Origin of the sequence: Sporosarcina luteola (assembly GCF_023715535.1) — a bacterium.
In the GTDB taxonomy this organism is placed as follows: Bacteria; Bacillota; Bacilli; order Bacillales_A; family Planococcaceae; genus Sporosarcina; species Sporosarcina luteola_B.
Window position 1 is genome coordinate 324,336 of the sequence record NZ_JAMBOI010000004.1, and the last position, 22,653, is coordinate 346,988.

General features: G+C 37.2%; 22 protein-coding genes. 15 read left to right on the top strand and 7 right to left on the bottom strand.

All coding sequences use genetic code 11. From position 1 onward, the window contains the following. Window positions 1-5 precede the first annotated feature (5 nt). Window positions 6-710 carry a PD-(D/E)XK nuclease family protein gene (locus M3191_RS11010; RefSeq protein ID WP_251700423.1) on the top strand — a complete coding sequence of 235 codons (705 nt, stop codon included), beginning with the start codon at window positions 6-8 and terminating at the stop codon, window positions 708-710. A gap of 692 nt (window positions 711-1,402) precedes the next feature. Here M3191_RS11010 and M3191_RS11015 read toward each other — a convergent pair. Further along, on the bottom strand, window positions 1,403-2,032 hold the full coding sequence (locus tag M3191_RS11015; RefSeq protein ID WP_251700424.1) for a hypothetical protein: 630 nt from the start codon (window positions 2,030-2,032) through the stop codon (window positions 1,403-1,405). Between the two features lies 1 nt (window position 2,033). After that, window positions 2,034-2,741, bottom strand: a complete 708-nt coding sequence (locus tag M3191_RS11020; protein ID WP_251700425.1) for a DUF3800 domain-containing protein — start codon at window positions 2,739-2,741, stop codon at window positions 2,034-2,036. A 373-nt stretch (window positions 2,742-3,114) separates the two neighbouring features. Between M3191_RS11020 and M3191_RS11025 the strand changes: the two genes are divergently transcribed. Next, entirely contained in the window at window positions 3,115-3,459 is a 345-nt protein-coding gene (locus M3191_RS11025) for a YolD-like family protein (protein ID WP_251700426.1), read from the top strand. 25 nt (window positions 3,460-3,484) lie between these two features. On the opposite strand, the gene M3191_RS11030 is transcribed toward M3191_RS11025, so the two are convergent. After that, window positions 3,485-3,994 (bottom strand): hypothetical protein, encoded by a 510-nt coding sequence (locus tag M3191_RS11030; RefSeq protein WP_251700427.1) that lies wholly within the window; start codon window positions 3,992-3,994, stop codon window positions 3,485-3,487. Between the two features lie 152 nt (window positions 3,995-4,146). Between M3191_RS11030 and M3191_RS11035 the strand changes: the two genes are divergently transcribed. The 5 genes from M3191_RS11035 to radC all read left to right on the top strand — a co-directional run bounded on the left by M3191_RS11035 (window position 4,147) and on the right by radC (window position 7,192). After that, a complete protein-coding gene (locus M3191_RS11035) occupies window positions 4,147-5,199 on the top strand; it encodes an MBL fold metallo-hydrolase (RefSeq protein ID WP_251700428.1) in 1,053 nt (350 codons plus the stop codon). Beyond that, a complete protein-coding gene (locus M3191_RS11040) occupies window positions 5,196-5,438 on the top strand; it encodes a DUF3006 domain-containing protein (protein ID WP_251700429.1) in 243 nt (80 codons plus the stop codon). Before M3191_RS11035 ends, M3191_RS11040 begins: the two co-directional genes overlap by 4 nt. A 347-nt stretch (window positions 5,439-5,785) precedes the next feature. Further along, window positions 5,786-6,034, top strand: a complete 249-nt coding sequence (locus tag M3191_RS11045) for a hypothetical protein (RefSeq protein ID WP_251700430.1) — start codon at window positions 5,786-5,788, stop codon at window positions 6,032-6,034. Between the two features lie 14 nt (window positions 6,035-6,048). Continuing rightward, window positions 6,049-6,411, top strand: coding sequence for a hypothetical protein (locus tag M3191_RS11050; protein WP_251700431.1), 363 nt, complete (start codon window positions 6,049-6,051; stop codon window positions 6,409-6,411). A gap of 118 nt (window positions 6,412-6,529) precedes the next feature. Next, entirely contained in the window at window positions 6,530-7,192 is a 663-nt protein-coding gene (gene radC, locus M3191_RS11055) for a RadC family protein (RefSeq protein ID WP_251700432.1), read from the top strand. A gap of 91 nt (window positions 7,193-7,283) precedes the next feature. Here radC and M3191_RS11060 read toward each other — a convergent pair whose 3' ends face one another. Next, window positions 7,284-9,893, bottom strand: coding sequence for a DEAD/DEAH box helicase family protein (locus M3191_RS11060; RefSeq protein ID WP_251700433.1), 2,610 nt, complete (start codon window positions 9,891-9,893; stop codon window positions 7,284-7,286). Window positions 9,894-10,255: 362 nt separating this feature from the next. Here M3191_RS11060 and M3191_RS11065 point away from each other — a divergent pair, with 362 nt between their 5' ends. The 5 genes from M3191_RS11065 to M3191_RS11085 all read left to right on the top strand — a co-directional run bounded on the left by M3191_RS11065 (window position 10,256) and on the right by M3191_RS11085 (window position 15,610). After that, window positions 10,256-11,146 (top strand): tyrosine-type recombinase/integrase, encoded by an 891-nt coding sequence (locus tag M3191_RS11065; protein ID WP_251700434.1) that lies wholly within the window; start codon window positions 10,256-10,258, stop codon window positions 11,144-11,146. A 113-nt stretch (window positions 11,147-11,259) separates the two neighbouring features. Beyond that, complete coding sequence (locus tag M3191_RS11070; protein WP_251700435.1) at window positions 11,260-12,369, top strand: SEC-C domain-containing protein; 1,110 nt, start codon at window positions 11,260-11,262, stop codon at window positions 12,367-12,369. Window positions 12,370-13,098: 729 nt separating this feature from the next. Further along, window positions 13,099-13,320 (top strand): hypothetical protein, encoded by a 222-nt coding sequence (locus M3191_RS11075; protein WP_251700436.1) that lies wholly within the window; start codon window positions 13,099-13,101, stop codon window positions 13,318-13,320. A gap of 321 nt (window positions 13,321-13,641) precedes the next feature. Then, the gene (locus tag M3191_RS11080) at window positions 13,642-14,154 is read left to right on the top strand and encodes an RNA polymerase sigma factor (RefSeq protein WP_251700437.1); all 513 of its coding nucleotides are present in this window, start codon (window positions 13,642-13,644) and stop codon (window positions 14,152-14,154) included. Between the two features lies 1 nt (window position 14,155). Continuing rightward, window positions 14,156-15,610, top strand: coding sequence for a hypothetical protein (locus M3191_RS11085; RefSeq protein WP_251700438.1), 1,455 nt, complete (start codon window positions 14,156-14,158; stop codon window positions 15,608-15,610). Between the two features lie 370 nt (window positions 15,611-15,980). Here the strand turns inward: M3191_RS11085 and M3191_RS11090 are convergent, their stop codons facing one another. Together M3191_RS11090 and M3191_RS11095 are read right to left on the bottom strand one after the other, a co-directional pair. Beyond that, a complete protein-coding gene (locus M3191_RS11090; protein ID WP_251700439.1) occupies window positions 15,981-17,198 on the bottom strand; it encodes an MFS transporter in 1,218 nt (405 codons plus the stop codon). Further along, entirely contained in the window at window positions 17,195-18,238 is a 1,044-nt protein-coding gene (locus M3191_RS11095; protein ID WP_251700440.1) for an ArsR/SmtB family transcription factor, read from the bottom strand. Before M3191_RS11095 ends, M3191_RS11090 begins: the two co-directional genes overlap by 4 nt. A 569-nt stretch (window positions 18,239-18,807) precedes the next feature. Here M3191_RS11095 and M3191_RS11100 point away from each other — a divergent pair. After that, window positions 18,808-19,359 carry a hypothetical protein gene (locus M3191_RS11100; protein WP_251700441.1) on the top strand — a complete coding sequence of 184 codons (552 nt, stop codon included), beginning with the start codon at window positions 18,808-18,810 and terminating at the stop codon, window positions 19,357-19,359. 488 nt (window positions 19,360-19,847) lie between these two features. On the opposite strand, the gene resA is transcribed toward M3191_RS11100, so the two are convergent. Then, window positions 19,848-20,384 carry a thiol-disulfide oxidoreductase ResA gene (gene resA / locus M3191_RS11105; RefSeq protein WP_251700442.1) on the bottom strand — a complete coding sequence of 179 codons (537 nt, stop codon included), beginning with the start codon at window positions 20,382-20,384 and terminating at the stop codon, window positions 19,848-19,850. Window positions 20,385-20,593: 209 nt separating this feature from the next. Between resA and M3191_RS11110 the strand changes: the two genes are divergently transcribed. Together M3191_RS11110 and M3191_RS11115 are read left to right on the top strand one after the other, a co-directional pair. After that, a complete protein-coding gene (locus tag M3191_RS11110; protein WP_251700443.1) occupies window positions 20,594-21,955 on the top strand; it encodes a sensor histidine kinase in 1,362 nt (453 codons plus the stop codon). A 20-nt stretch (window positions 21,956-21,975) separates the two neighbouring features. Beyond that, entirely contained in the window at window positions 21,976-22,653 is a 678-nt protein-coding gene (locus M3191_RS11115; RefSeq protein WP_251700444.1) for a response regulator transcription factor, read from the top strand.

The following is a 22,653-nucleotide window of genomic DNA, read 5'->3' on the forward strand; positions in this document are numbered from 1 at the left end:
GCAGCATGATATTCTCTTTTTCACGTTTGAGCCTGTATGAATCTTGTCCGTATCGGTTTTATAAGAAATACATTCAGGGATATGAGGAACCGATTACTTACCCCCTAGCGTTGGGGAAGGGGGTTCATAAAGCCATTGAGGATAAAATAAATGGGGTTAGTCATTCAGAAGCAGTATTAAATGGAATAATCGAAGCTGATTTTCACCCAGAAATTACTTTGGAGGAGATGTCCGATTTAGTAAGCCACGCTCCAATTAAAAAAAACATAGGTGCAACAGAGGTACATTTTAAACTTCCTTTATCGGAGGAGGAGTCAGCCCCTATGATTCAGGGGTATATTGATGTGGTCACAGCAGATGGCAGTAAAATAGTTGACTGGAAAACAAACAGGAGAAGATACGATATACTGGATAATAACCAAATTGGTCTCTATGCTTGGGCTATCGGTCAAATGAAGAATCGATCAACGGTTGAAGGGAACTTGTACTTCCTAAGGTTTAGAAAAGAAAGTAAACATGTTTTCAAACAAGCTGATATGGAAAAGTCTCGACAATGGGCTTTGGGAGTGGCAAACGCAATCACTTCTAAATGTGAAATTCTAGATTTGATACCTGAAGAAGCAGGTAATTTATTTCTTGCTACTCCATCTAGTAATTGTCGTCATTGCCCATTTGCTATTGAGTGTTTTCGTAAGTTTAGGAGAAATTAAATGGAAACATAAACGATTACAACAGTCTAATGTGAATCGATATAATTTGGATTAGGTAAGTATTACAATTTATATAGTAAGAGATATCGGTGCTTACAACTGGGGTCCATTCTTAAAGCAGTTTTTGATGATTTAGCGAAGTGAGGATATACTAATCCCGAATACGATGACTGTGAAAGCGCCTTGTCCGTTGTGGATGAGTGCGCTTTTTTATTTGTCCATAAAGAAGGTCTTACTTACATTCTTGTCTAACCAGGTCGATAGGAGTGGATGTTTTGTGGAATACAGAAATGAGAAATGTCCATTATTTGCTATGTAATGTTCAATTCAGTCAGTCGGATGTAGGGGTAATGGAGACAGGGTGAAAGGTCGAAGATGTATGGAATGCTTAGAGTCAGCACTAGAGTTCAAGCGGATTCAGTTTGGTAAATCGGTCAAGGGCTTGGTTCAATGCAAGAAATGTAGCAAAGAGAATGAAGTGGAGATACATATGGAGTTTTTTTGAATAATGTAGAGAAATAAATAGCACCCTGTAAATTATCAGACGGGGTGCTATTTTAATCTTTTATGAAGTTTTTTTCATCAAAATGCAATTTATTGTTTACAAATGCATATAATGTGTTAAATTAAGAGTAGCTCATCTACCGAGTAGTAGAAGGAGAATGCTGTGGCCATATGATGGCTGCGGCTTTTTAATTTGTTTGAAGTGTGCGAATATAACTTTCATACTTTTGGCTATATTGTTTTTTAGATCTATTAAGGAAAACTGGAAAGGCGGAATCGAAAATATAGTTTGTTAGAACTCCCCTTCTCTTCCTATGTGCCAAGATAATCAAATAATCAATTATTCCCTCTCGAAAACGGATATAAGTTTTCTCCACAAATTTATTATGCTTGTTCTTCTTTTTTTCCACCCAGACATCTACACGTGGATCCTTTTTATTGGCAAGATCAATAATTTCAGGAATCCAATGTATTCTAGCCATTCGATACAAACACTCATTTCTCTGTAATGGTACAAATAAAATATGCGCTTTAGCAAATTCACATTGGTTGGAACAACTAATGCTAGCCACGTCGTTATTACATGGTAAAATTGTGTGTTCTCTTTTTTCTTCCAAAGAGACAATGTGCATTAATTTTTCGGGGTAAGGATAGGTTATCCCATTTACCGTCTTTGATACTTCAAAATAGATAGTTTTGCCCTCAAATTCTGGCCGATAGGCTTGATGTATAAAAATAGAATTAAAGATACCATAGGTATAAGATAAGTTTTTCTCAAGGGAATTCTCTTGCATTGATAGTGGTGCTGAAAGAACCATCTTATCTGACCCCCTCTGGTGTCCATACAAATAAATTAAATTTCTTTTCGCTTCTATAAGAAGAATAGTCCAAGTTTATTTCGTATTTTGTTTTTAAGTAGTTTATAAGTTTGTTTTTAGCAGTAGGCTTGTTTTCGTTATATAAGCCACGATGATAGTAGGACAATGCACCAATGATCAAATCACAGACCTGCAATATTTCGGATTGATGTGATTGAATTTGTTGAACATCTTTTAATACCGAACCATTAAAATCATACATATTATTGCAAAGTACCTCGTAAAGCTTTTTAACTCGATTTCCTCCCCGCGTGTCTTTTATGTCAATGAATATTTTATATTCATTTCCCCATTCTAATAGCGGGTCTATTAGTCTGAAATACATTTTATAATACCATAAATCATAGTCGCCTTCTGAATACCTAGAGTGGTCAAGTTCTTTTTTGTTTTGTGCAATAAGACCTCGAAAATAAATTTCATTTGCAAAAAACCAATCAACAAGTTCAAAATAAAACTCTATTTTAGAATTTGATACCTTTGTCCATTTCACTTCGTTCCAAGTACTCATATTATGTTTAGCTTTTATTTTACGAATCTCATTAAAATATGAACTTTTTAGTGTCTCATTGACCTGAATACTTCCAAGTACCATTATGTCGCTATTATCGTTCTCTAAATGACAACTTTCGTCACAATATATATTTATCAAAGATGTCACCTCTATATATTTTCTGTAGTTTCGATATATAGGTAACATTGTACCAAATTTTGTCGTAATAAGTAACGACTAGTACAACTTTTGAATAAATAATTTGACCTAGGAACTGTCATTCTCTATAATTAGTTAAAAGGGGAACAGGTGTGCGTAAAACATTAGAGGAATCGGTAAGATATGGCGAAGTATTGGATTTGATGTACATGGCGGCTGATGGAACAATCAGTAAGCGACGAATCAAGGTCCTGCAGGTGGGCTAAGTGTCATTTAGGGTATACTGTTACCTACGAAAATCCAAACGGACTTTCACGATCGAGAATGTTTTAGCACTTGTTCCCGTTTCTCATAAAGAAAGGATGGTCGTTTAATGAAGGTAGATGGAGATATTAAAGACCGTGGCCGAATCAAATGGACAGCAATGATGCTGCCAGAACATCTAGCTGATCTGAGAGACTGGCATGCAGAGGATGGACTTACCGAACGTCCCGAATTGACGGAGTGGGATTTGGCAGCCATCCAGGAAGAAATTGAAATAGCATATAAACGAAAATGCGAAACGTTAATAAAAACATGGCGAGACAACCGCATTATTGAAAACCAGGGCACTATCGAAACAATTGATCTACATAAAAAAGCCATCCTGTTGGTAGAACATTTTGGAGAGATACGTATACAAATTGAAGAAATTATATCCGTTCAAGCTATAGATTGATTAAGGAAGAATTTAATATTCTCCCTTAATCTACAAACCGGAATGTGTATACAATTTGATTATTTTTCTTCTTGATACGGGTTTTGAAACGGAAAAACGTATGGGTCTTCCCGAAAGTGATATACCTTATATGTGTCCCTTTCTCTTTACCAGTCATAACAGCCCCAAATATTAATTCATCCAAAAAAACCGTTCCGTTGTACTTAATATCCTTAATTCGGTTATAAGTCTTTTCAATTCCCTCTATGTAAGTAGTGTCATTGTAAGTAAGTTGTCGACCATCTTCCAGAGCTAGTCTAATACCTTCCGATAATCGTATGTCTTTGGAGAACTCAATTTTAATCGTTTCTGTTTCAAGCTTTTTCTCCTCTTCATACACCATTATTTCCTTCAGTAGGAATAACGAAATATTACCATTATCTACTCTCATTCGTACTGGCGGAAAATTTTCATCTTTCTTTGACCGCTCTTCAACCCATTGTATCGGTAGCCCCCACCTAGTTGCCAAATCAGATATTGCCAACAATGTATCCATTATTTCTCCTCCCTAAAATTAGTCCTAATGAATTAATTTTACCATTACGTGCTTTTATTGCAATCTTTCTTATTGAATAATCTGAAAATCATATAGACATAGCAATCTACCCGGACTATGATAATAGGTAAATAGAATGGGGAGGTAAGGATTTGAAAAAGTTACTTTCAATATTAATGGTCCTTATACTGGCAGTCAGTCTATTACCAATATCCACTGACGCAGCAACAAAAGAATTAAAAGTGCATTTTATAGACGTAGGCCAGGGGGATGCAATATTAATCCAATCGCCAGATGGCAAAAACATGCTAGTTGACGGTGGACCTAAATCAGCAAGTAAGACCGTGGTTGATTTTTTAAAAGCGAAAGGTGTTAAGAAATTAGATTACGTGGTAGCGACACATCCGGATGCTGATCATATCGGTGGATTAATCGCGGTATTAAATGCATTTCCAGTAACTAATTTTGTTAACAGTGGAGCGGAGCATACTACCCAAACGTATTTCGAGCTGTTGACGTTGGTTGATGATAAAAATATCAATTACATCGAGCCTGAAATAGCGGAAATCTTAATTGGGGACTTCACTTCCGATTTTTATCTACAAGTTTTATATGTAGATTCATCGGCAAAAGATATGAATGATGCATCGATTGTTATTAAAACGGGTTATAAAAAAGTTGATTTCTTTTTAATGGCAGATGCAGACACAGAAATCGAAAACTTTCTTATGAATTATTTTGATGATATCTCTGTCGACGTTTTAAAAGTGGGGCACCACGGTTCAAAAACAAGTAGTTCTGCTGCGTTTATCAATAATATAAAGCCAAGCGTGGGCATTCTGTCGTATGGGAAAAATAACAGTTATGGTCATCCACACGCTACTATCGAAGCCCGACTAAAGAAAGTCGGCGCCAAGACTTATAAGACAGCAGTTGATTGCGATATCACCGTTACAACAGATGGAGTAAAGAATTCAGTGTCCAATAGTTGCGGTAAAACGGAAGCCAACCCAGCGCCAGCCCCAACACCAACGCCTGAACCAAAACCTGAAGCAAAACCAGCCCCAGCACCTTCTTCTGGAGGGCCCTATAAAAACTGCACTGAAATGCGTAAGGATCATCCAAAAGGAGTGCAGGTTGGACATCCGGCATACGAGAAAAAGCATGACCGTGATGGCGACGGATGGGCGTGTGAACCGCGATGACAAAAAAATATACGCTTGATCGCATCGATGACGGTTTTTATGTATTTTTAAAGCGTGATGATGAAAGCGAACAATTGATAATTCCGTTAGAGGAAGTCAAGGTAAATCTTAATGAAGGGGATATTGTTGAGATTGAAACGAATGAAACCGGATATCGATTCGAGGTTTTAAAAGAAGAGACATCTGATATGAAGGGAAAGGTAAGTAATCTTTTGGAAAAACTAAAGAACAAGAAATGATAAGGGAGGGGGGGAATGCCTTCCTCTTTTCAGAAGATTTGCGACCTCAAAAATGCTTTGCTAAAATGTGTATAACCATTTAGTTTTTAAGTCATCGTTTAGATGAACGTCGTTATACCTTTTAGATATTTTAAAGAGGAGTGCGACAAAAATTATTTTGCCTTTGTATTCTCTGTTGAAGAGAAAAGATAGGCGGATGTAACAAGTACATCACAAAATAGCTTAATGCATAATCATATGGATATTTACGCTTAATTGCGTGATATATATTAAAAGTCGATTGATTCCTTCGGGAAACGATCGGCTTTTTTTGTTTTAACAAAATCATTGGAAAAGGAGAGGTTTAAATGGTTGGAAAACAATTAGAACGTCTTGTTTCTAACGCTAAACAGGGAGGTGCAGAAAAATCATTCGTCTGCTATGTGGATGAAAAGAAGGAGAAAAAATTTCTCGTATTTAAATTCGGTGGAATTTACCTACTTGATAGCAGAGGAGAAATTGAAAGGCTGAAATCGCTAACCGACATTGAAGACATTTTTCTGTCCATTGAAAAAGGCGATGTTAAAGTGATTGGCAGCGGAAATATCGGAATCTAAAGGAGGTTATTTAAATGGTACTTGCAAAGCAAGAGGTCATTGAAAACATGGAAGAGGCAGTTAAGCTAGGTAGGGAGATTGAACGTGTCGAATCGGCGCTAAAAGCTATGAAAGGTCAGTTGAAAGCGTTCGTAGACAATAATGGTCCGGTAGATACTGGTGATGTGATTTGGGATTACACTATATCGGCATCATGGCAGTTCGATGAGAAGGGTATGAAGGAGTTAGCTCAGAATATGGTGCTTGAAGGTGTGAATCCGTGGAAAATGCTGAACATAACGGCTTCTAATCTTAAAAAGATGGGCTGGGATGATGCAGTGATTGCAAAAATGGGCGAAAAAAAGGAGACAAGAAGATTCTCGTCTCGAAAAAAGTAATTCATAAAAACCTTGTAGAGTGATTATACCATAAAAAGCCTTCCACCGGGCAAGGAAAGAGTGGCACACGAAAGCTTGTGCCGCTCGGCACTTGCTTTGTGTGAGAAAGGACTACAAAATGTCTATTAATAAATATATTACCTCTGCTCGTGAAGCTGTATCCACATATACTGCAGTTGGTTCTGAAAGTGTTATCGAATTGCAGGATATATTGGCTGTTTTAATTGGTCCATCTGCTAAACCGGAATTCACTGGGCGACTGGCTGCGCGAGGCATTCGAGAGTTGGTGGATATGACAGTAACCGAATTAAAACAGGAAGGCATGACGCACAATGAAGCTCTCAGAGTTCATTCTGGCATGTTGATTGCCCGCAAGATGCGTTCGGCAGGAAAAGCAGACACGCGATATGTTATCCGTTCACCAGAGGATGCAGCAGCCTACATGATGGCTGAGATGACGAATTTGACACAGGAACATTTCGTGGTAATTTTTTTGAATGTGAAGAATGAAGTGCTTCATAAGAAGACCATCTTTATCGGTTCACTAAATTCGTCGATAGTACACCCTAGGGAGGTTTACAAGGAAGCGGTGAAACATAGTGCTGCCTCAATAATTTGCTTTCACAACCATCCCAGTGGGAGGCCAAACCCTTCCCCTGAAGACATTCAGGTTACAAAGAGATTGGCTGAGGCTGGTAGTGTGATGGGGGTGGAACTAATGGATCATGTGATTATTGGGGATCACCGTTTTATTAGTTTAAAAGAGAAAGGTTATTTTTAAAAACGAAATGAAAAAAGACGTTCCGGCCACTAAAAGGAACGTCTTTTTAAATTCAAATGATAGACAGGGAAAATGGAGAATATCAACAAATCTATATTTGAGGGGGTAAATCTTCTAACTTGGTTTTATAAATTAATTCAACAAAATGTTTAGGGGTAGTCTGATAATCATTCAAAATCTTTTCCGCTTCTAAACGCCAGAGTAAGTCACCTTTATTATTAAAGCTTCTTCTGACTTGACGAATAGACTCAATTGCTTTCACCGCCCAAGAAACAAATTGACTTCTTTCAATATAGAATATATTTTTTGTGAAAGGCTTAGAAGAGTTTTCTATAGTAGTTGAATTTGATATAAAAAGGGTGACGATATTTGAGTTTTTATTCAAAGTTTCTACATTATCACGAATCCAATCTTCGTGTCCTTTTGCTTGTTTGATATGTCTACTTGGAATTGACTTAGTATTATCCTCATAGATTTTATCCTCTGTTACAATACAAAAATTATCGTTAACAATCCACCAAGGATCGGGGGCGGTGTCTGAATCAGAATTACCTGAGGAATAACCCAAGAATGCCCCTAACCTTTCATGGCCTTGTTCGAATTTCAAACCATTATCACTATTTAATAGTGTTACTATATCAGCAGCTTCTTTTTCGAACTTATGAGGATTTCTAACTCCCTCTTTTGAAAACCTTTCTTCTAGCCGTTCGAAAATATCGCTAAATCCCTCTTCTAAAGAATGTTTTCCAGTTATTTCTTTTTGATCAACCAATTTATTAAACCAATTTATTGTGTTAGTGCTTTTTGATGCTTTGTTATAATACTCCTTGGAAATCTGATAATGACTTTCGATACCGGCCTCAAAAAGACGATAAGTGACAAAACCTGCGACATAGTTCCAATACCCTTTATATCCTTTTAATTCTGGGCCATTTAAATGCATTAAAACTTTTTCGATTTGGTTTAAAGCACTTTGATAATCCTCTTTCCATAAATCATATTGAAAAAGAACTTCAAATACTGCTGAATTTTTTAAGTTAAAAAACATTTTATTCTCGTTTTTTCTTTTTTCCTCGTCAATAAATTGGTCCCTGGAACTTATTATTGCCTCCTCAGCAGTATCCCACTCTTCACCTCTCTGATAAAAGAAATTTAACAGCTCAGTTAGTTCAGATATTTCATTTCTGCTTTCTGATTGGTTATAACCGAATTCGAGTTCGGCTTTAAGCTCAGCTGGAAATTCATCTAGCTTTTTAGGCGAAATTAATGCGTTCTCTAAATCTGTTCCAAAAATAACTACTGCTGCGTAATCGACTTCAGATCTAGTACACCTCCCAATGGCTTGTACAATCCTAGTCTTTATTCTTTCATTAAACAATACTGAAGAAGACATTCTTGTAGTAATGAACTGCTCTTGTAAGTGAGTGGAGCTAGGCAAGCTACTTAAAAATAATAAATGACATTTGTCACCATCAAAATCAATGCCATCGTAACGATTGGCCATTATAGCTATCCCGTCGTCCGATTTGATGAAATCATCATATGAATTCTCTAAGTCCTTACTTAAAAACACTTCCGTTGTGGTCATTTCCTCTATTTTTTCCTTTACATATTTTGCAGTTCTATCATCATGTACTAAAAAAAGTGCTCTTTGTTGTAGTTTTTTTATTTCCAAAAGTATTTCTAAGGATTGTTCTTCTTTGAACGAGGCATTAGGAAAGATGAAAAAACGTCTACCAATACTGTGTACCCCCCATTCGTCTACTATTGGCAATCGATGTATATTGTGGACACCAGTAATTCTTTCTAGCTCGCCACTTTCCCCAAGTGTGGCTGACATATATAATCTTTGTTTAGCGTTAGCAAAGGGTTTATGAGTAAGGGTAGGGGGTATGAAGGGGCGAATCAGAATTTCATTTTTACTTAAAAACATATTACATGCGTGTAGATGATCCCTTATGTTTTGCCAAGGAAACCTAAGATTATTACTTGAAACATAGGATTCAATTAAGGGTGATAAATCCTTAATTTTATTAAAGAACTTTAGATTCGGCAACTTATCAATCCAGTCATGTTCATTAGCTGAATCATTAGTCAGACGATTGTATTGAGAAACTTCTAAAGTATCTTTTAGGCTTTCTACCAATGAAGAAAATAATCCTAGGTGTTCCGATCTTGAAATTTTCAAGCTCCAATTATTTGCAATATAGCTTTCAGAACTATGTGCATCATCAAAGATAATAATATCTGCATCGTCAAAAAAAGAGTTGGTATTAAATAAGCTGCTATAATTTGTTACAGCAATTGTTTCAGCCCTCATATAGCTTGAGATCGATTGTTGACTGTATGATTTTTTACTTCCTGTAAAACCAATTGCTTTTATGCCATATAAATTGTTTGCTTTGTCTACGACTTGATTAACTAATTGCTTTGTAGGACATAAATAAACTATTTTTTCATTGTTTTTTCTTCTTCTAAATTCGCCGATTAATAAACCTATTAATGTTTTACCACTACCGGTAGGCAATTCAAATGCAACGTCTTTTTTTTGATAAGCACTACTCATATATAGATCAATCATTTTAGATTGATAATCCAATGTACCATTGATTTTCTTTCTTTTATAATCTCGGTACATCTCTTGTGGAGACTCAAACAAAGATTTTTCTTTTTGCTTTACCCTAAACACCATAATCATCATTCCTTTACTTTTTGATACTTTCGAAACTTTTGATCTATTATATAATACAATACTCATAAGTGGTTTGACTTGCAAGAAAGTACTTAAGGAGCATAAGTATTTTATTTAATAGTTGTTATGAAAATGGTGCCGTAAGAACGGCAAAAGTAATGGGTAAGTAACCGATCCATCGTCTTATTTTTGAAGGTGTCAAAATCTAGGGGTCAAAGGTTAAAAAAAATGAAGCATCTTTTACATAAGGTAATAATTTATAATCAGAGAGAATCAAAAAGAGGTTACGAGATTACTTCGTTATCGTAACCGGTTTGCTACAATGAAGACATGCAACTTGGTAAGTTGAAATATGTGAAGGGGGTTATAAATTGGAATTAAAAAGGAACATCGTTTATGCAAAGGATTTTGAAAACAAGAAACTGGATTTTGAATTGGAACAAAAACTCGAAGAAATTGAAAAACGCATCCCTGCCTCCTACGCAAGCGATATTCGCTCCTTTTGTAACTTCTGTTCGGAAACAGACAGAGAGGAAAATATTCAGACTTTCCTCCACTATTTGCATCATGCCATCGAATCTGAAAGGGTAAAAAAAACGACATGGGAAAAACGGGTTGTCGCCATCCGGAAGTATTTGACTGTGACCTTTGGAATCACGTTCGAGGAAGAAGACCGTAAGAAGATCAGTTTGCTCCGAAAGCTATACAGTGGGGATGATAAAATGGACCTCTTGCATGTGAAGGGCAAGTCTCCACTCAATAAAGATTTTCTTTTGGCGAGAATCAGACAGCTAGACACAAGAGCCAAAGCAATTTGTCTAGTCAATCTAACGACAGCGAACCGTCCGAGTGAAATGGTTCGATTGAAAGTCGAACACTTTGACTTTGATGCTCCGATGGTAAGCGTTCCCTTGAAGAAACAAGGCATATGGCATAATAAACGGTTGAATCTTGAGACGGTGCAAGCTGTAAAAGATTACATCAAGGAATATGATTTAAAGATAAGCGATTATTTTGTCGGGAGTGTGAACCAGAAGGGGATCTATGCGAGCAGTCTTATCTCTGAAACTGCTTATCGGAAACGAATGAAGAAATGGACAGGATATGCGCCGTACAATTTCCGCAAGACGCAGGTACTCTCCATGCACTCGGCAGGAGCTGATCTTGGGACAATTGCAAAACAGACCGGACACCGTTCGTTGGAGACGCTGGACAAGCACTATCTCGAAGTATCGGATTCCACAGTGGACAAATACCTCTAAAAATCGCCTATAATAATAGGAATAAACTTAAATCAATATTAGAGTTATTTTTGAAGTAATAAAAAAGGATTTTTACCTTTAATGACGAACTTTGTCAATGAGAGGTGAGCAAATTGGAATTACAAATAGACCCGTATGAACCATGTCCATGTGGTTCAGATAAGAAGTATAAGTTTTGTTGTTATCAAAAAGCGAGAGAAGAAATGCATAAAAATCGCGAAGAATTAAGTCACTCAGATGACCGTCTTAACCACATGGCACAGCAAAGGTGGGGAGAAGCTGATTTTGAGGTTTGTTTCGGTTTTGATAAAGAGAAATGTAAACCATTAATAAAAGGCGCCCATTCAATTCAAAATAATAGGGTTTTAAACCGAATAAGTAAAGACGGTCATCTCTACCATATAGGAAGTAAGCTGACAAAAAGCGGTCCATATCCCATTTTGAAAAAAATTAGTAGGAATAAAGCCAGTAAATTTTTTGGTTTTTGTGATTATCATGACACTGAAATTTTTAAACCTATTGAACTTAAAGACTACTCACAAGAACCAATAGAAAATTACTTATTCGCATTCAGGTCTCTTACTCTTGAATACCACCGAAAAATTCGTGTGCTCAATCAATTACGTGATAACTTCAAAAGTTTTCCAAGCGCTACACTAGACCCGATGTCAGTAAACTTTTATAGAACTGCTTTACTGGATTTTGAAGACTATTCCAAGGACTATAATTCTTTTAAGAAAGATTATTTGGAAAGGAATTTCAACGGTTTGAGAACTGTATATAGAAAATTAGACTTTGAAATTGGGTTTGCTACAAGTTCTGCGTTTACTGTGCAATATGATTATAAGGGAAAGCAAATAAATGATATATATTTCGATAAGAGTGTCGATAAAATGCCTTCGATATATGTAAATGTATATCCAATTGAAAGTGGAACTAACATTATTATCTCGTATCTAGTAGAAGATGAAAGTGTTTATAAAGATTATTTTGATCAATTAGAGTCATTGACTAATGAAGAGCTTGTGAGTCATTTGAATTTCTTAATTATAGAATATACAGAAAATGTATTTTTTAGTCCCGAGCTAGTAGAGGCGATGACTGAAAAGGAGGAGGATTCTTTATTAAGAAGCTTTGCTTCGTCTTTAGATATTTTAGAAAAGTTTAAATTAGAGTTAGAACAAAACTATTTTAAATTCAACTTATTTCATAATAGCATCTGAAAAGATGCTTTTTTTATGACTAAAAATACTGAGTGTGGATAGTCATATAATGCGCGATTAGGAGCTTCTGCATTTTGAGTTTTTTCTAAAGTTAACAATACCGTTCAGAAAGGCGCAAATAACCGAGTGAACGTTCGAAAAGTGTTTTTATATATATACGGACTGATTTTAATAATGCATTTCATATCAAACACAGTGTTCGTTTATGTGTACAATTACGAACTTTACTTGTTTTTAAGCCTGTATTTATTTTTAGCTTTTTTCAAACTCTTGTACACTGAAGGGTGGATCAATGAATACTTTCCTGGAGATTGGTGTTCTCGGGCGTCTGAAGAAGCCATGTCGAACTTGTGTGAAAACACGTGATGATATGTTGTGTAATGTAAATTCTTCGGGGGTGATACAAAATTAGAGGATTTTCACCTTTCTTTGCGAATATTGTCAATGAGGAGGTGTATAAAATGTATCAAATAGTACACAAAGAAACAGTTTAGATGTTGTAATGGAGCTAGTGAATCTGCATGTTCAAAATGAATATAGGCAAGGGAACGCGCTGGATTCAGACGAACTTGAAAAGCTGTTTTTAAAGTATTACAAGTTATACAGCAACCGGAATTCTTATTAATAATTTTTGTTGTATTGGTTGGTAAGCATCTCTCCGGAGGTGCTTTTTCTATTTAAAGGATTTTCACCCTTCTTGGCGAATAGTGTCATGAAGGGGGTGAGAATATGGAACTTTATAAAGAAGCGAGACTAGAAGGTGAATCCGAAGGTTTTGACGGCGAGACCATCTTCGAATGGACTAATGGTCAAAAGTGGAAACAAGTAGAATATTATTATAAATATAAATACAAATATAGACCGACAGTAAAAATATATAAAGATGGTATGAGGTATTATCTTGAATTAGAGGGTATAGGTAGAAAAGTAAGGGTTGAAAGGATAGATTAACAGTTTTAAGCACCCACTGAGGTGCTTTTTCAATGCTTAAAATTCAGGGGGGAGGATTGTTATGTGAATTGCCGAATTGGGAAAAGGTACAACGAGAAAGTGAAACAACAAAGGTAACCTTCTAAAAACATAATCGGGTCGTATGGGTTGCCATTAGCAACTCTTTTTTCTTGTTGAACTAATGGCTAGGTTGGTTAAGAATGGTTTTAGTAGCAAAATAGTTACCCCCCAACGTTTTAAAGTGCTTATAAAAATAATATTTGAATATTTGAAACAAATTGGAATGAAACACGACTTGTTTAGTAAGGGGTGATGAAAGGGATGAATGGGTTTGATATAGAGGATTTATATAGAGAATTTCATTTAGATATTTACCATTTCTCTTTATACTTTTCCAGTAACAAACAGGATGCAGAAGATATTACACAAGAAACCTTTTTGAAAGCAATTCGAAATAGCCACATGCTGAGGGATCGCACTCGTGCGAAGTATTGGTTACTTTCTATAGCGCGTCACACGGCAATCGATCATTTGCGAAAAAAGAAGCTGAAATCTACATTACCAGCACTACTAGAAAAAATCACAAACGAAAAAAACGAGGATTCCTTGGATGAACATCTACTTATCAAGGAACGATGGCAGGAGATTCAAAGTGCATTACTTACTATAAAACCTCATTATCGGAGTTTGCTTATTTTACGGGGGCTTCAGGAAATGACAATTAAAGAGTCGGCTGAAATATTGAATTGTACAGAGTTAAAGGTGCGAGTAGACTTTTATCGTGCTGTAAAGGTATTGAAAAAGGAACTACATATATTGGAAGGAGTGAAGTAAGGTGAAAAAGACCGAAAATCTAACTCAAGAGGCTAAACAGCTACTTCGACCAATTAAAGATCGGCCGGATTTAGAACCGAGTCAAGAGTTTGTTAACGAATTAAACAATAAACTCAGGATGGATGGTAAAAGGAGAAAAACTAGAGTGAAGTTAGTTCCACTGTTAGCAGCTACAGCTATCATTGTTATACTTCCTTTTCTCATTTTAACTTCCCAATCCGAAGAAAAAGAGACACACGCATATGCTATAGAAGAATCCTCTCGCATTGAATTAGTGGACACCATCAAGTACGGGAATGGGGAAGGGGAAATCGGTTCATATGCCCATGGCATGAACCCGGTAAGTAGCTTTGATATGAAGAATGGAAACATATATATCTTAGATGAAATGAAGTCGCAGGTCGTGATTAAGAGTGGTGAAGCTACCAGTTCATTTTCCGTTCAAAACGATCAAAATATTATTGGTGATTTGAATGATATATTGGTAACAAAGGATGAAGAAATATATGTATTAAACTCTGTGGAAAAAGTTGTGCATCAATACCAATCCAATGGAGAGTTAACAAAGACCTATGATTTATCGCAATTAGAATTATTTTTCCCAGACTCATTAGTTGAATTAGAAAACAATGAGATTATCGTAAGTCAAAACCAAGAAAAATTTGTAGACCTAAAAACAGTCAGTTTCATAGAGGACGAGGTGCTGCCATTTCAATTTAAACAAGTGAATCGAAAGGAAAGTATACTAGTACTCAGTGATGAAAGTGAACAAACTGAACTACCCTTATTCTCGGATTTCACACTTGCCAACGTGGCTTTAAAAGACGTATTGGACGAACAAATTATTTATATGCAGACGGTTGCTCCACCTGTAATGACTCCCCTTTCAGAAACTCATTTATTTGTGCTTAATAAGAAGGGTGATAAGCTTGGGGGAGTACGCATACCAGATGAAAACTTTATTGAAAAACCTCAAGAGGTAGAGAATTATATTGCAACAGATCAAAATGAAATCTATCTTCTTATTCCTGAAAGCGAGCATGTTGCATTATATAAAGTGACGTTAGGGAAAGAATATGAAAGCTTTATTGAGAAACAGATGGAAGAAGTTAATATTGGGTTTGATACTGAATCGTTTGGGAGGCCTTTTCCAGAATTAGAGGAGGAAATCAGGAAGCTTTTTATAAATGGCGATATTCAATACGGGAATGAAGAATCATTGAATGGTGTCGCAATCGATGAGAATGGAACAGTAGTTATCGATTTTAAAGACTTCTTGGCTGGAAGTCCAGCAAGTGCTGAAGCACAATCATTATCGAAAGCACTTCATTCAGCAACCTTTGAAAAATTTCCGGAAATACAGCAAATCTACTTTCAGTTTGACGGGAGCTTTAGCGCATGGGCTCATTGGTTAGAAAGCACCGAAGAACCTTGGAAAAGACAAGACTCAAATTAACTATAAAATATCTTATCAAAGCTCTTAATATGGCAATCTTGTTCCATTTAAGTTCATCATCCTTATTTGGGTGCATTTATGTAACCAAACATATGCACCCATAATGTAAGGGATTATCCTTTACTTCGACTGCCAATCCACAAGTGAACTTCACCTAATTACTCACCTAATGGAGGAAAATAATAAGAAAAGATTGATAGTAAAGCTTGTTATGGAGTATCTCTCATTGCTCTTGGTAATCCGGCTTATTTGTAAAGTGAAAATCCCGAACAGTAACTTGATCTGTGATTGAGCTACTGTTCGGGATTTTTATATTTTTTTTTAGTTACAACACTTACTTTCTTATGAACAGGATGATGATCCATATGCTCTAATATTTATCGTTTATCCGAGACCAACGCTTTCTTGGTTGGAGGGAATCGATTAAGTAATACACCCCAGGTAAGATAATGATGGAACCGATTCCGAAATAAACATGACGAATATTTAATGTTAAGAAAGGCAAGGAGGCGAACAGAATTCCTAATGGCATGGAGACACGCATGAACAACAAACGGACTGCACTTAACTGTGCCAGTCGATCCCTTGGAGCTTCACGCTGGAAAATGGCTGCACTTTGGGCGTTGAAAAGAGGGAACAGGATACCACCCATCAGTTCACATAACCACGCAAAAGGGACTGAGTGGACAAAGTACAGCAGCACAAAGGAAAAGCCACCCCCAATCAAACCAAAGTACATCGTTCGGGGGCTTTTCGGTAGCTTGGTCAGAAGAAGCATTCCCATCACATAACCGATAGGAAAGGCCCCCTTAAATATGCCATACTCCCACGTCTCTCCTCTTAATTCTCCCTGAATGAAGGGAATACTCAAGACCAGCGTTGCCCCTACCGCAAATTGGACGGTAGAAGATAGGATTGTTAACTGCAGGAGTTGAGGATAACTAAAGAAATTCCTGTATCCCTCTTTCATTTCGGACCACCAGAACTTTTTTGTCCAAGTTGCCACCATTTGTGTGCTGATTTGCGGAATTCGGGACAGTGCCAGGAAACTGATGAAGAACAGGATTGCCGAAATGCCATAGATCCAATGCATCGGTAGTTGCAACAACAAGAGCGAAGTGACACCTGGAGCAAGAAAACTCATTAGCCGAAGGGTTCCGTCCAACAATCCGTTGGCATCGGCCAATTCATCCTCCGTACAGACTTCTGGAAGTAAGGCAAACGAAAGGCTGGCGAAAATTGGCTGAAGAAGCCCTAAGATGCATTGCAGAATAACCAAGCCAATGATGGAACCTTTCTCCGTTCCAATCCCTAAACCAGCTAATGGTAGTAGGTAGGCACCGGCTCGGATCAGTTGGATATTTTTGAGCACTTTTTCTTTTATGACATGATTAAGTAAGGGCGAACTGATACCTTGTAGCACCAATGAAGGAATAAAATAGACGAGCCAAAGGATGCCCATCCACTCCCGTGAACCTGTCAATTCATATAACAGCAACCCATTGATAATAGCTCCAGCAACACCACCGAATTCGGAAACAATCTCACCTATCCATAAGGATCTGAAGGACTTGGAATACTTCTTCATAATCCGGTTCCGAGGTATCGTGTCAATTGTCTGGTGAAATCTTCAAGCTTTCCAGAGTTGATGGAATAGACCCCTTTCTCCACGCGAATGAATTTGGCGGCTTTCAATAATGCCAGTTGATGGTGTAGCGTTGTTTTTGATATGTTGAATTGTCCACTCAACTCTTGCAAGGACAAAGGACTTTTCTGAAGTTGAAACAGCAGTTTTAGTCGTAGTTCGTCCCCTAATGCCTTATGGCCACGAATCAGTTCATTTGAAGGAACTCCAGGTTCTAGCAGATACTCTTCTTTGACAGGATAAAAGAAGAGCTTGGTATCAGAAGTACGAATTGTAAGCACCCAAGGACGATAGGAAACCTGCGGGATAAGTTTGACCGACCAAATGGATGGCTCAGGTAGGTATTCGACACCACCCGACACACGTTCGATTTCAGCTACCGGATTATTCATATCCAATTGACGATACTGTTTCTCTTCAAAAGCAAGTGCCTGTAGCCATTTCTCCCATTCCACTTTTTTCCGCATCCAACTTTCCCACTCTATTATTACACTAGTGATCAAGTCACATAACTCAGATTGGGATAAATGGTGAAGCTGTCGAATATATCCGCCTAAATAGTCATGTCCATCAAAGAGACTAGCGTATTCTTCCCATACTGGTGTTTGTTCTGGCTTGCAGGCTGCTTCTATTCTTAGTGGCTCAGACTGTCGATCATGGTAAGGAAGGAGCCATTCATAAAAAGAATCCGTTGAAGCCGTGGTAAGCAAATTCGAATATTCTTGAACGGAAACGGCAGCAAATTGATTTTGCAGCAGAATCATACCATACCAAAGATTAGTTTCTTCAATGATTTTTAAAAGCTTGACTAGTGAAGAGGGCATCACGTTTTCGTCGGCCTTCCATTCTTCATCCATCTCAAACGTGTGCCGCAGCTGCTCATGTGTATAGCCTGCAATCCCTAAAATCAATTCCCAGACTGGCGACTGTTCCACTTTCAGAGTTATGGTTTCTACAGGGGGTGCTGAATTAATTATTTTCAAAGGGGTTCCTCCTAGAGTTCCTATTTTAAGTTATTCTATATTAATAGAAATAACAATTCAATAAATATCGAATTTTTTCTGTTAAGAAGTAAAGAAGGCATCTGAGGGGAAATATCGGTACGAGGTTGCCACGAAATCATCCAACGGCTCAACAATGAGGATGCTTATTATAAACTAATAATTTTTCGCTAAATTCTGTAGCCAACTATATGCATGTACCGGATTGCTTCGTTAGTACGCCCGGCATGGATGTAGTCTATGGGGTGCGTCCCGAACACTTCGACCATGGTTCAGCAATTCATTCGATTAGATAAATACAAAATTAAAGACAGGATGGAAAAATATTCCGTGATTTACGCATATACGAAGTTTGCATATACGAGGGTGGAGAAATAAAGAGGGGATGCGTTCGTACGGCCCATAGAGTATAATAGCCCCGATTGAGCGCGTCACCGCGTGCGGAAACACGCAATGATGTCGTCTTGTGTTATATACGTTCTTCGGGCGTGATACATAAAGAGGAATTTACACCTTTCTTGGCGAATAGTGTCACAAAGGGGGATGATGTCATGAAAGATGAGCAATTCGCTATAGAAGTCATACTTAAGTTTTTGCGTGATGAAAACCGAAGAACGTTATTGGTAAAAGGGTATGATAATGATGCAAAGTTAAGAGTTGTCCTTTCTTGTTTGAACAAAGTATTTGATAAAGGCATAATACGAACAAGTTCTATGGGGGATATCTCTGATTTCATCAATGTAGCTTTCAATAAAAAACTATTACCGTATAAGGTAAAGTCAACCACGAATTATAAAATAGGAAGAATGACAATTAATTTTAGTGGTTACGCAAATCATACAAAATCCAATCCTAGAGGTAATGAAGGAACTTTCACTTTGTATTATCCAATTCAAACAGTACTGGATGATCGTGGTAGATATGCAAAGCTATTGAATGAATTGGATGAAACTGACTCAGGAAAAATAATACTTGTTACTACAAACGAATGGAGTATAAAAGAATGGGATATCGAGAGTCACATGGATGAAGTGTTCTTTTATAGTGTGGAAAACGATAACCCGGAGATCATGAAAAACTTAAGGAGAAATGGAGCGATATAATAATTGCTAAGCACTTGTCTATTGGGATGGGTGCTTTTTCTATGCCTAAAGTCAAAGGTGGCGGCGGTGATGTGAAGTGCCAAATTGTGATGAGATTTAGAGCGATTGGGAAACAACCGAGATAACCTTTAAATTGCTTGCTGAAAAGCACTGCGTCAAAGAAGGAACATTGATGAGTCGTCGTATTCCTGAGAAGTGTTCGACGAATGCAGCCGATGCAACTACAGTGTGCAGTTTTGAAAAAATATAAGTGGAGAGGGCTTATGCCTTCTCCACTTCATTTACTACTTCTTATTTTTCAGTTTTTCGAGCAAACTATTAACTTTTATCTTTCATTATCTCAGGGTTATTTTCCAAAGCTTCAATCACAAAATCAGTTTCTGATTTACTTATACAAACGATATCGCCCTTAGAAAGTTTTACAGATATCCTAACGCTATCAGACGTTTTATGTACAAATTAGGACTTGTCTTTAGAATATGGTTTAGTCAACCTGGCTTGATCTCTTCCATATATCCTTTAATATCACTTTCTGACATTTCCCCTGTAATAATTCTAACAATCTTACCTTCCGGATTGATAAGCAAAGTAGTAGGTAACGGTTTAACATTATATGCTTGCATAACGCTTTTCGTCTTATCGATTAAAGTAGGGAAGGTCATCCCATATTGTTCAGCAAATGTACGAACTTTAAAATCCGATTCAGCGATATTGACTGCTAATATTTGTACTCCTTGGTCTTTATACACTTCATATTGTCGACCCATAGCAGGCATTTCCTTTTTACATGGAGCACACCAAGTTCCCCAAAAGTTTAAAAAGACCCCTTGGCCTCTATACTCAGATAGCTTATGTTCAATTCCATCTAAATCAACAAGCGCAAAGTCCGGGGCATAATCCCCTACCTTTAACACATCAAATTTCTCTTTTGCGAAATTTGAGTAGATAGTAAAGACAATGGCTGCGGCCAGAAGTGTCAATGTAATTACCCTGAAAATAAAACGATTCCTTTTTTTGTTACTCAATGATGAATGCTCCTTTCAATGTCTACAAAATAGGGATTGTTTGCTGGAATTTCTATACGATGACTACTATACTAAAGAACTTTGAAGAAAGTGTGCAGACACAAAGAAGTCATGAATTCGCACAAACTCATTAATTCTACCTTCTTCTGCATATCTTTTTCACAATTGTTTTCTATACTAATTTCATGAGGAGAGGAGAATTAACAAGGATGAATAAGATATCCAAAAAACTTGCCGCTTATTTCATTATTTCTTTCCTTGTCCTTGAATCGGTGCTAATGATGTATTTGCACCAAAATATCGTTCATACAAGAGTGGATGAAGAATATTCACGCCTGTTGGCAAGTGGTTCGAACCACCGAAATGTCTTAATCGACTATTATTCGGATGAGACGATCACGCATATCGTATTGATGGAAATAGAAGGGGATAGAGGAGTTGTCATAACCGGAAAGAGCGGTGAAATAATCCGAAGTTCGGATACAAAATTGGAAAATCTCCTGCCTTCATTATCATTTTTACAAGACTCCGCGAACCAGAATGATCGAATCATTAAACAGGATTGGAAAGACTCACCTTATATCATTAGCGCTCATCCATATAAGATTAATGAGAATAACTCGGGATATGTTTTCATGTTTCAAAGTAGCGAACCAATCGAACGGTTAGTGCAGAAATTGAATTTCCATTTCGGTTTGGCAGGGGGAGCAATTATCGTCATCCTGTTTGTCATATACACGATTTTATCCAAATTTCTTACTCGGCCTTTGATTCGTATGAAAGAAGCAACCGAGAAATTAAGCGAAGGGAAATTCGATGTAAGCCTTCCTGTAGGAGGCAATGACGAGCTTGGTGAATTATCGATTGCGATTCGGAAACTGGCCAACGATTTGGAGAAAATGAAAAAGGAACGAAATGAATTTCTTGCATCCATTTCACACGAACTAAGTACTCCGTTAACCTATTTGATTGGCTATTTGAAAGTTGCTATGCGACATGATTTGACCGAAGAGGAAAGAAATAGCTATCTATTGATTATTGCTGAAGAATCCAATCGCATGAAGGATCTTGTGAAAAACTTAATGGATTTGGCGAAAATGGATGAAAGGGCATTCGTTGTATCTAAGGAGAATTTTTCATCCAAAAAGTTTGCAAAAGATATCTACCGACTAGTCGAACCTTCATTTGCCCTAAAGAAAGTAAATCTGAATTTGATATGCAAGGCTGATTTTTCGATTCATGCAGATCCTGTGCGACTTGAACAGGTTGTACTGAATCTATTAGATAATGCATTAAAATATTCAAATGAAAACACAACTGTGAGATTTGAAATTTCCAAAGAACAAAATCAAACTGTCATTTCAATTGCAGATGAAGGAATTGGAATACCGGAAGAACAAATCGATTTGATTTTTGAAAAGCTTTTTAGAGTTGAAAAATCCCGCTCTAGAACGTTTGGTGGATCTGGCCTTGGACTTGCCATTGTAAAAGAATTGGTAGAAGCTCATGGGGGATCGATAGAGGTGAAAAGTGAGTTTGGAAAAGGGAGTAGATTTACATTAAAGATTTAAGCCGGTAAGGAGTTGATAAGATGCAGACGATCTTACTTATAGACGACGAGCAGAGAATGCTCGATTTACTTGAATTGTTTTTGGAGCCCCATGGGTTCAACTGTATAAAAGCGGATACCGGGAAAAAGGGATTGGAAATGGTAAGGGATGAAAAGGTCGATATTGTTCTATTGGATGTGATGATGCCTGATTTGGATGGTTGGGAAGTGTGCAAGAACATACGGGAACTATCGACCATTCCGGTGATTATGCTTACAGCGAGGACAGACAAAGCGGATATTGTAAAAGGACTTGAATACGGGGCGGATGATTATATTACAAAGCCTTTTGACGAGCGGGAACTTGTGGCAAGAGTGAATGCATTACTACGCCGCACTTCAAGCGAAAACGTAGAAAACAGCAATACGGTGTATGGGGATTTCATGTTAAATCGGGATTCTTATTCATTGCATTATAATAACTTGGAAGTGCAGCTGACCTTGAAGGAATTTTATATAATTGAGGCGTTAATCACTCATCCGAAAAGGACTTTTACCCGGGAACAGCTTTTACGTACCGCTTGGGACTATAACACATTCACAGATATCCGGACAGTGGACTCGCATATCCGTAATTTAAGGGAGAAATTAAAAGCTGCGGGATTCCCTATCAATGACTTCTTATTAACAGTGTGGGGAATCGGATACAAATGGAATTAA

Bases quoted from the DNA above. Each gene is read 5' to 3' on its own strand.
- M3191_RS11010 (WP_251700423.1), top strand. From the start codon at position 6: ATGATATTCTCTTTTTCACGTTTGAGCCTGTATGAATCTTGTCCGTAT.
- M3191_RS11015 (WP_251700424.1), bottom strand. From the start codon at position 2,032: ATGGTTCTTTCAGCACCACTATCAATGCAAGAGAATTCCCTTGAGAAA.
- M3191_RS11025 (WP_251700426.1), top strand. From the start codon at position 3,115: ATGAAGGTAGATGGAGATATTAAAGACCGTGGCCGAATCAAATGGACA.
- M3191_RS11030 (WP_251700427.1), bottom strand. From the start codon at position 3,994: ATGGATACATTGTTGGCAATATCTGATTTGGCAACTAGGTGGGGGCTA.
- M3191_RS11040 (WP_251700429.1), top strand. From the start codon at position 5,196: ATGACAAAAAAATATACGCTTGATCGCATCGATGACGGTTTTTATGTA.
- M3191_RS11045 (WP_251700430.1), top strand. From the start codon at position 5,786: ATGGTTGGAAAACAATTAGAACGTCTTGTTTCTAACGCTAAACAGGGA.
- M3191_RS11050 (WP_251700431.1), top strand. From the start codon at position 6,049: ATGGTACTTGCAAAGCAAGAGGTCATTGAAAACATGGAAGAGGCAGTT.
- radC (WP_251700432.1), top strand. From the start codon at position 6,530: ATGTCTATTAATAAATATATTACCTCTGCTCGTGAAGCTGTATCCACA.
- M3191_RS11060 (WP_251700433.1), bottom strand. From the start codon at position 9,893: ATGATGATTATGGTGTTTAGGGTAAAGCAAAAAGAAAAATCTTTGTTT.
- M3191_RS11075 (WP_251700436.1), top strand. From the start codon at position 13,099: ATGGAACTTTATAAAGAAGCGAGACTAGAAGGTGAATCCGAAGGTTTT.
- M3191_RS11080 (WP_251700437.1), top strand. From the start codon at position 13,642: ATGAATGGGTTTGATATAGAGGATTTATATAGAGAATTTCATTTAGAT.
- M3191_RS11090 (WP_251700439.1), bottom strand. From the start codon at position 17,198: ATGAAGAAGTATTCCAAGTCCTTCAGATCCTTATGGATAGGTGAGATT.
- M3191_RS11100 (WP_251700441.1), top strand. From the start codon at position 18,808: ATGAAAGATGAGCAATTCGCTATAGAAGTCATACTTAAGTTTTTGCGT.
- M3191_RS11110 (WP_251700443.1), top strand. From the start codon at position 20,594: ATGAATAAGATATCCAAAAAACTTGCCGCTTATTTCATTATTTCTTTC.
- M3191_RS11115 (WP_251700444.1), top strand. From the start codon at position 21,976: ATGCAGACGATCTTACTTATAGACGACGAGCAGAGAATGCTCGATTTA.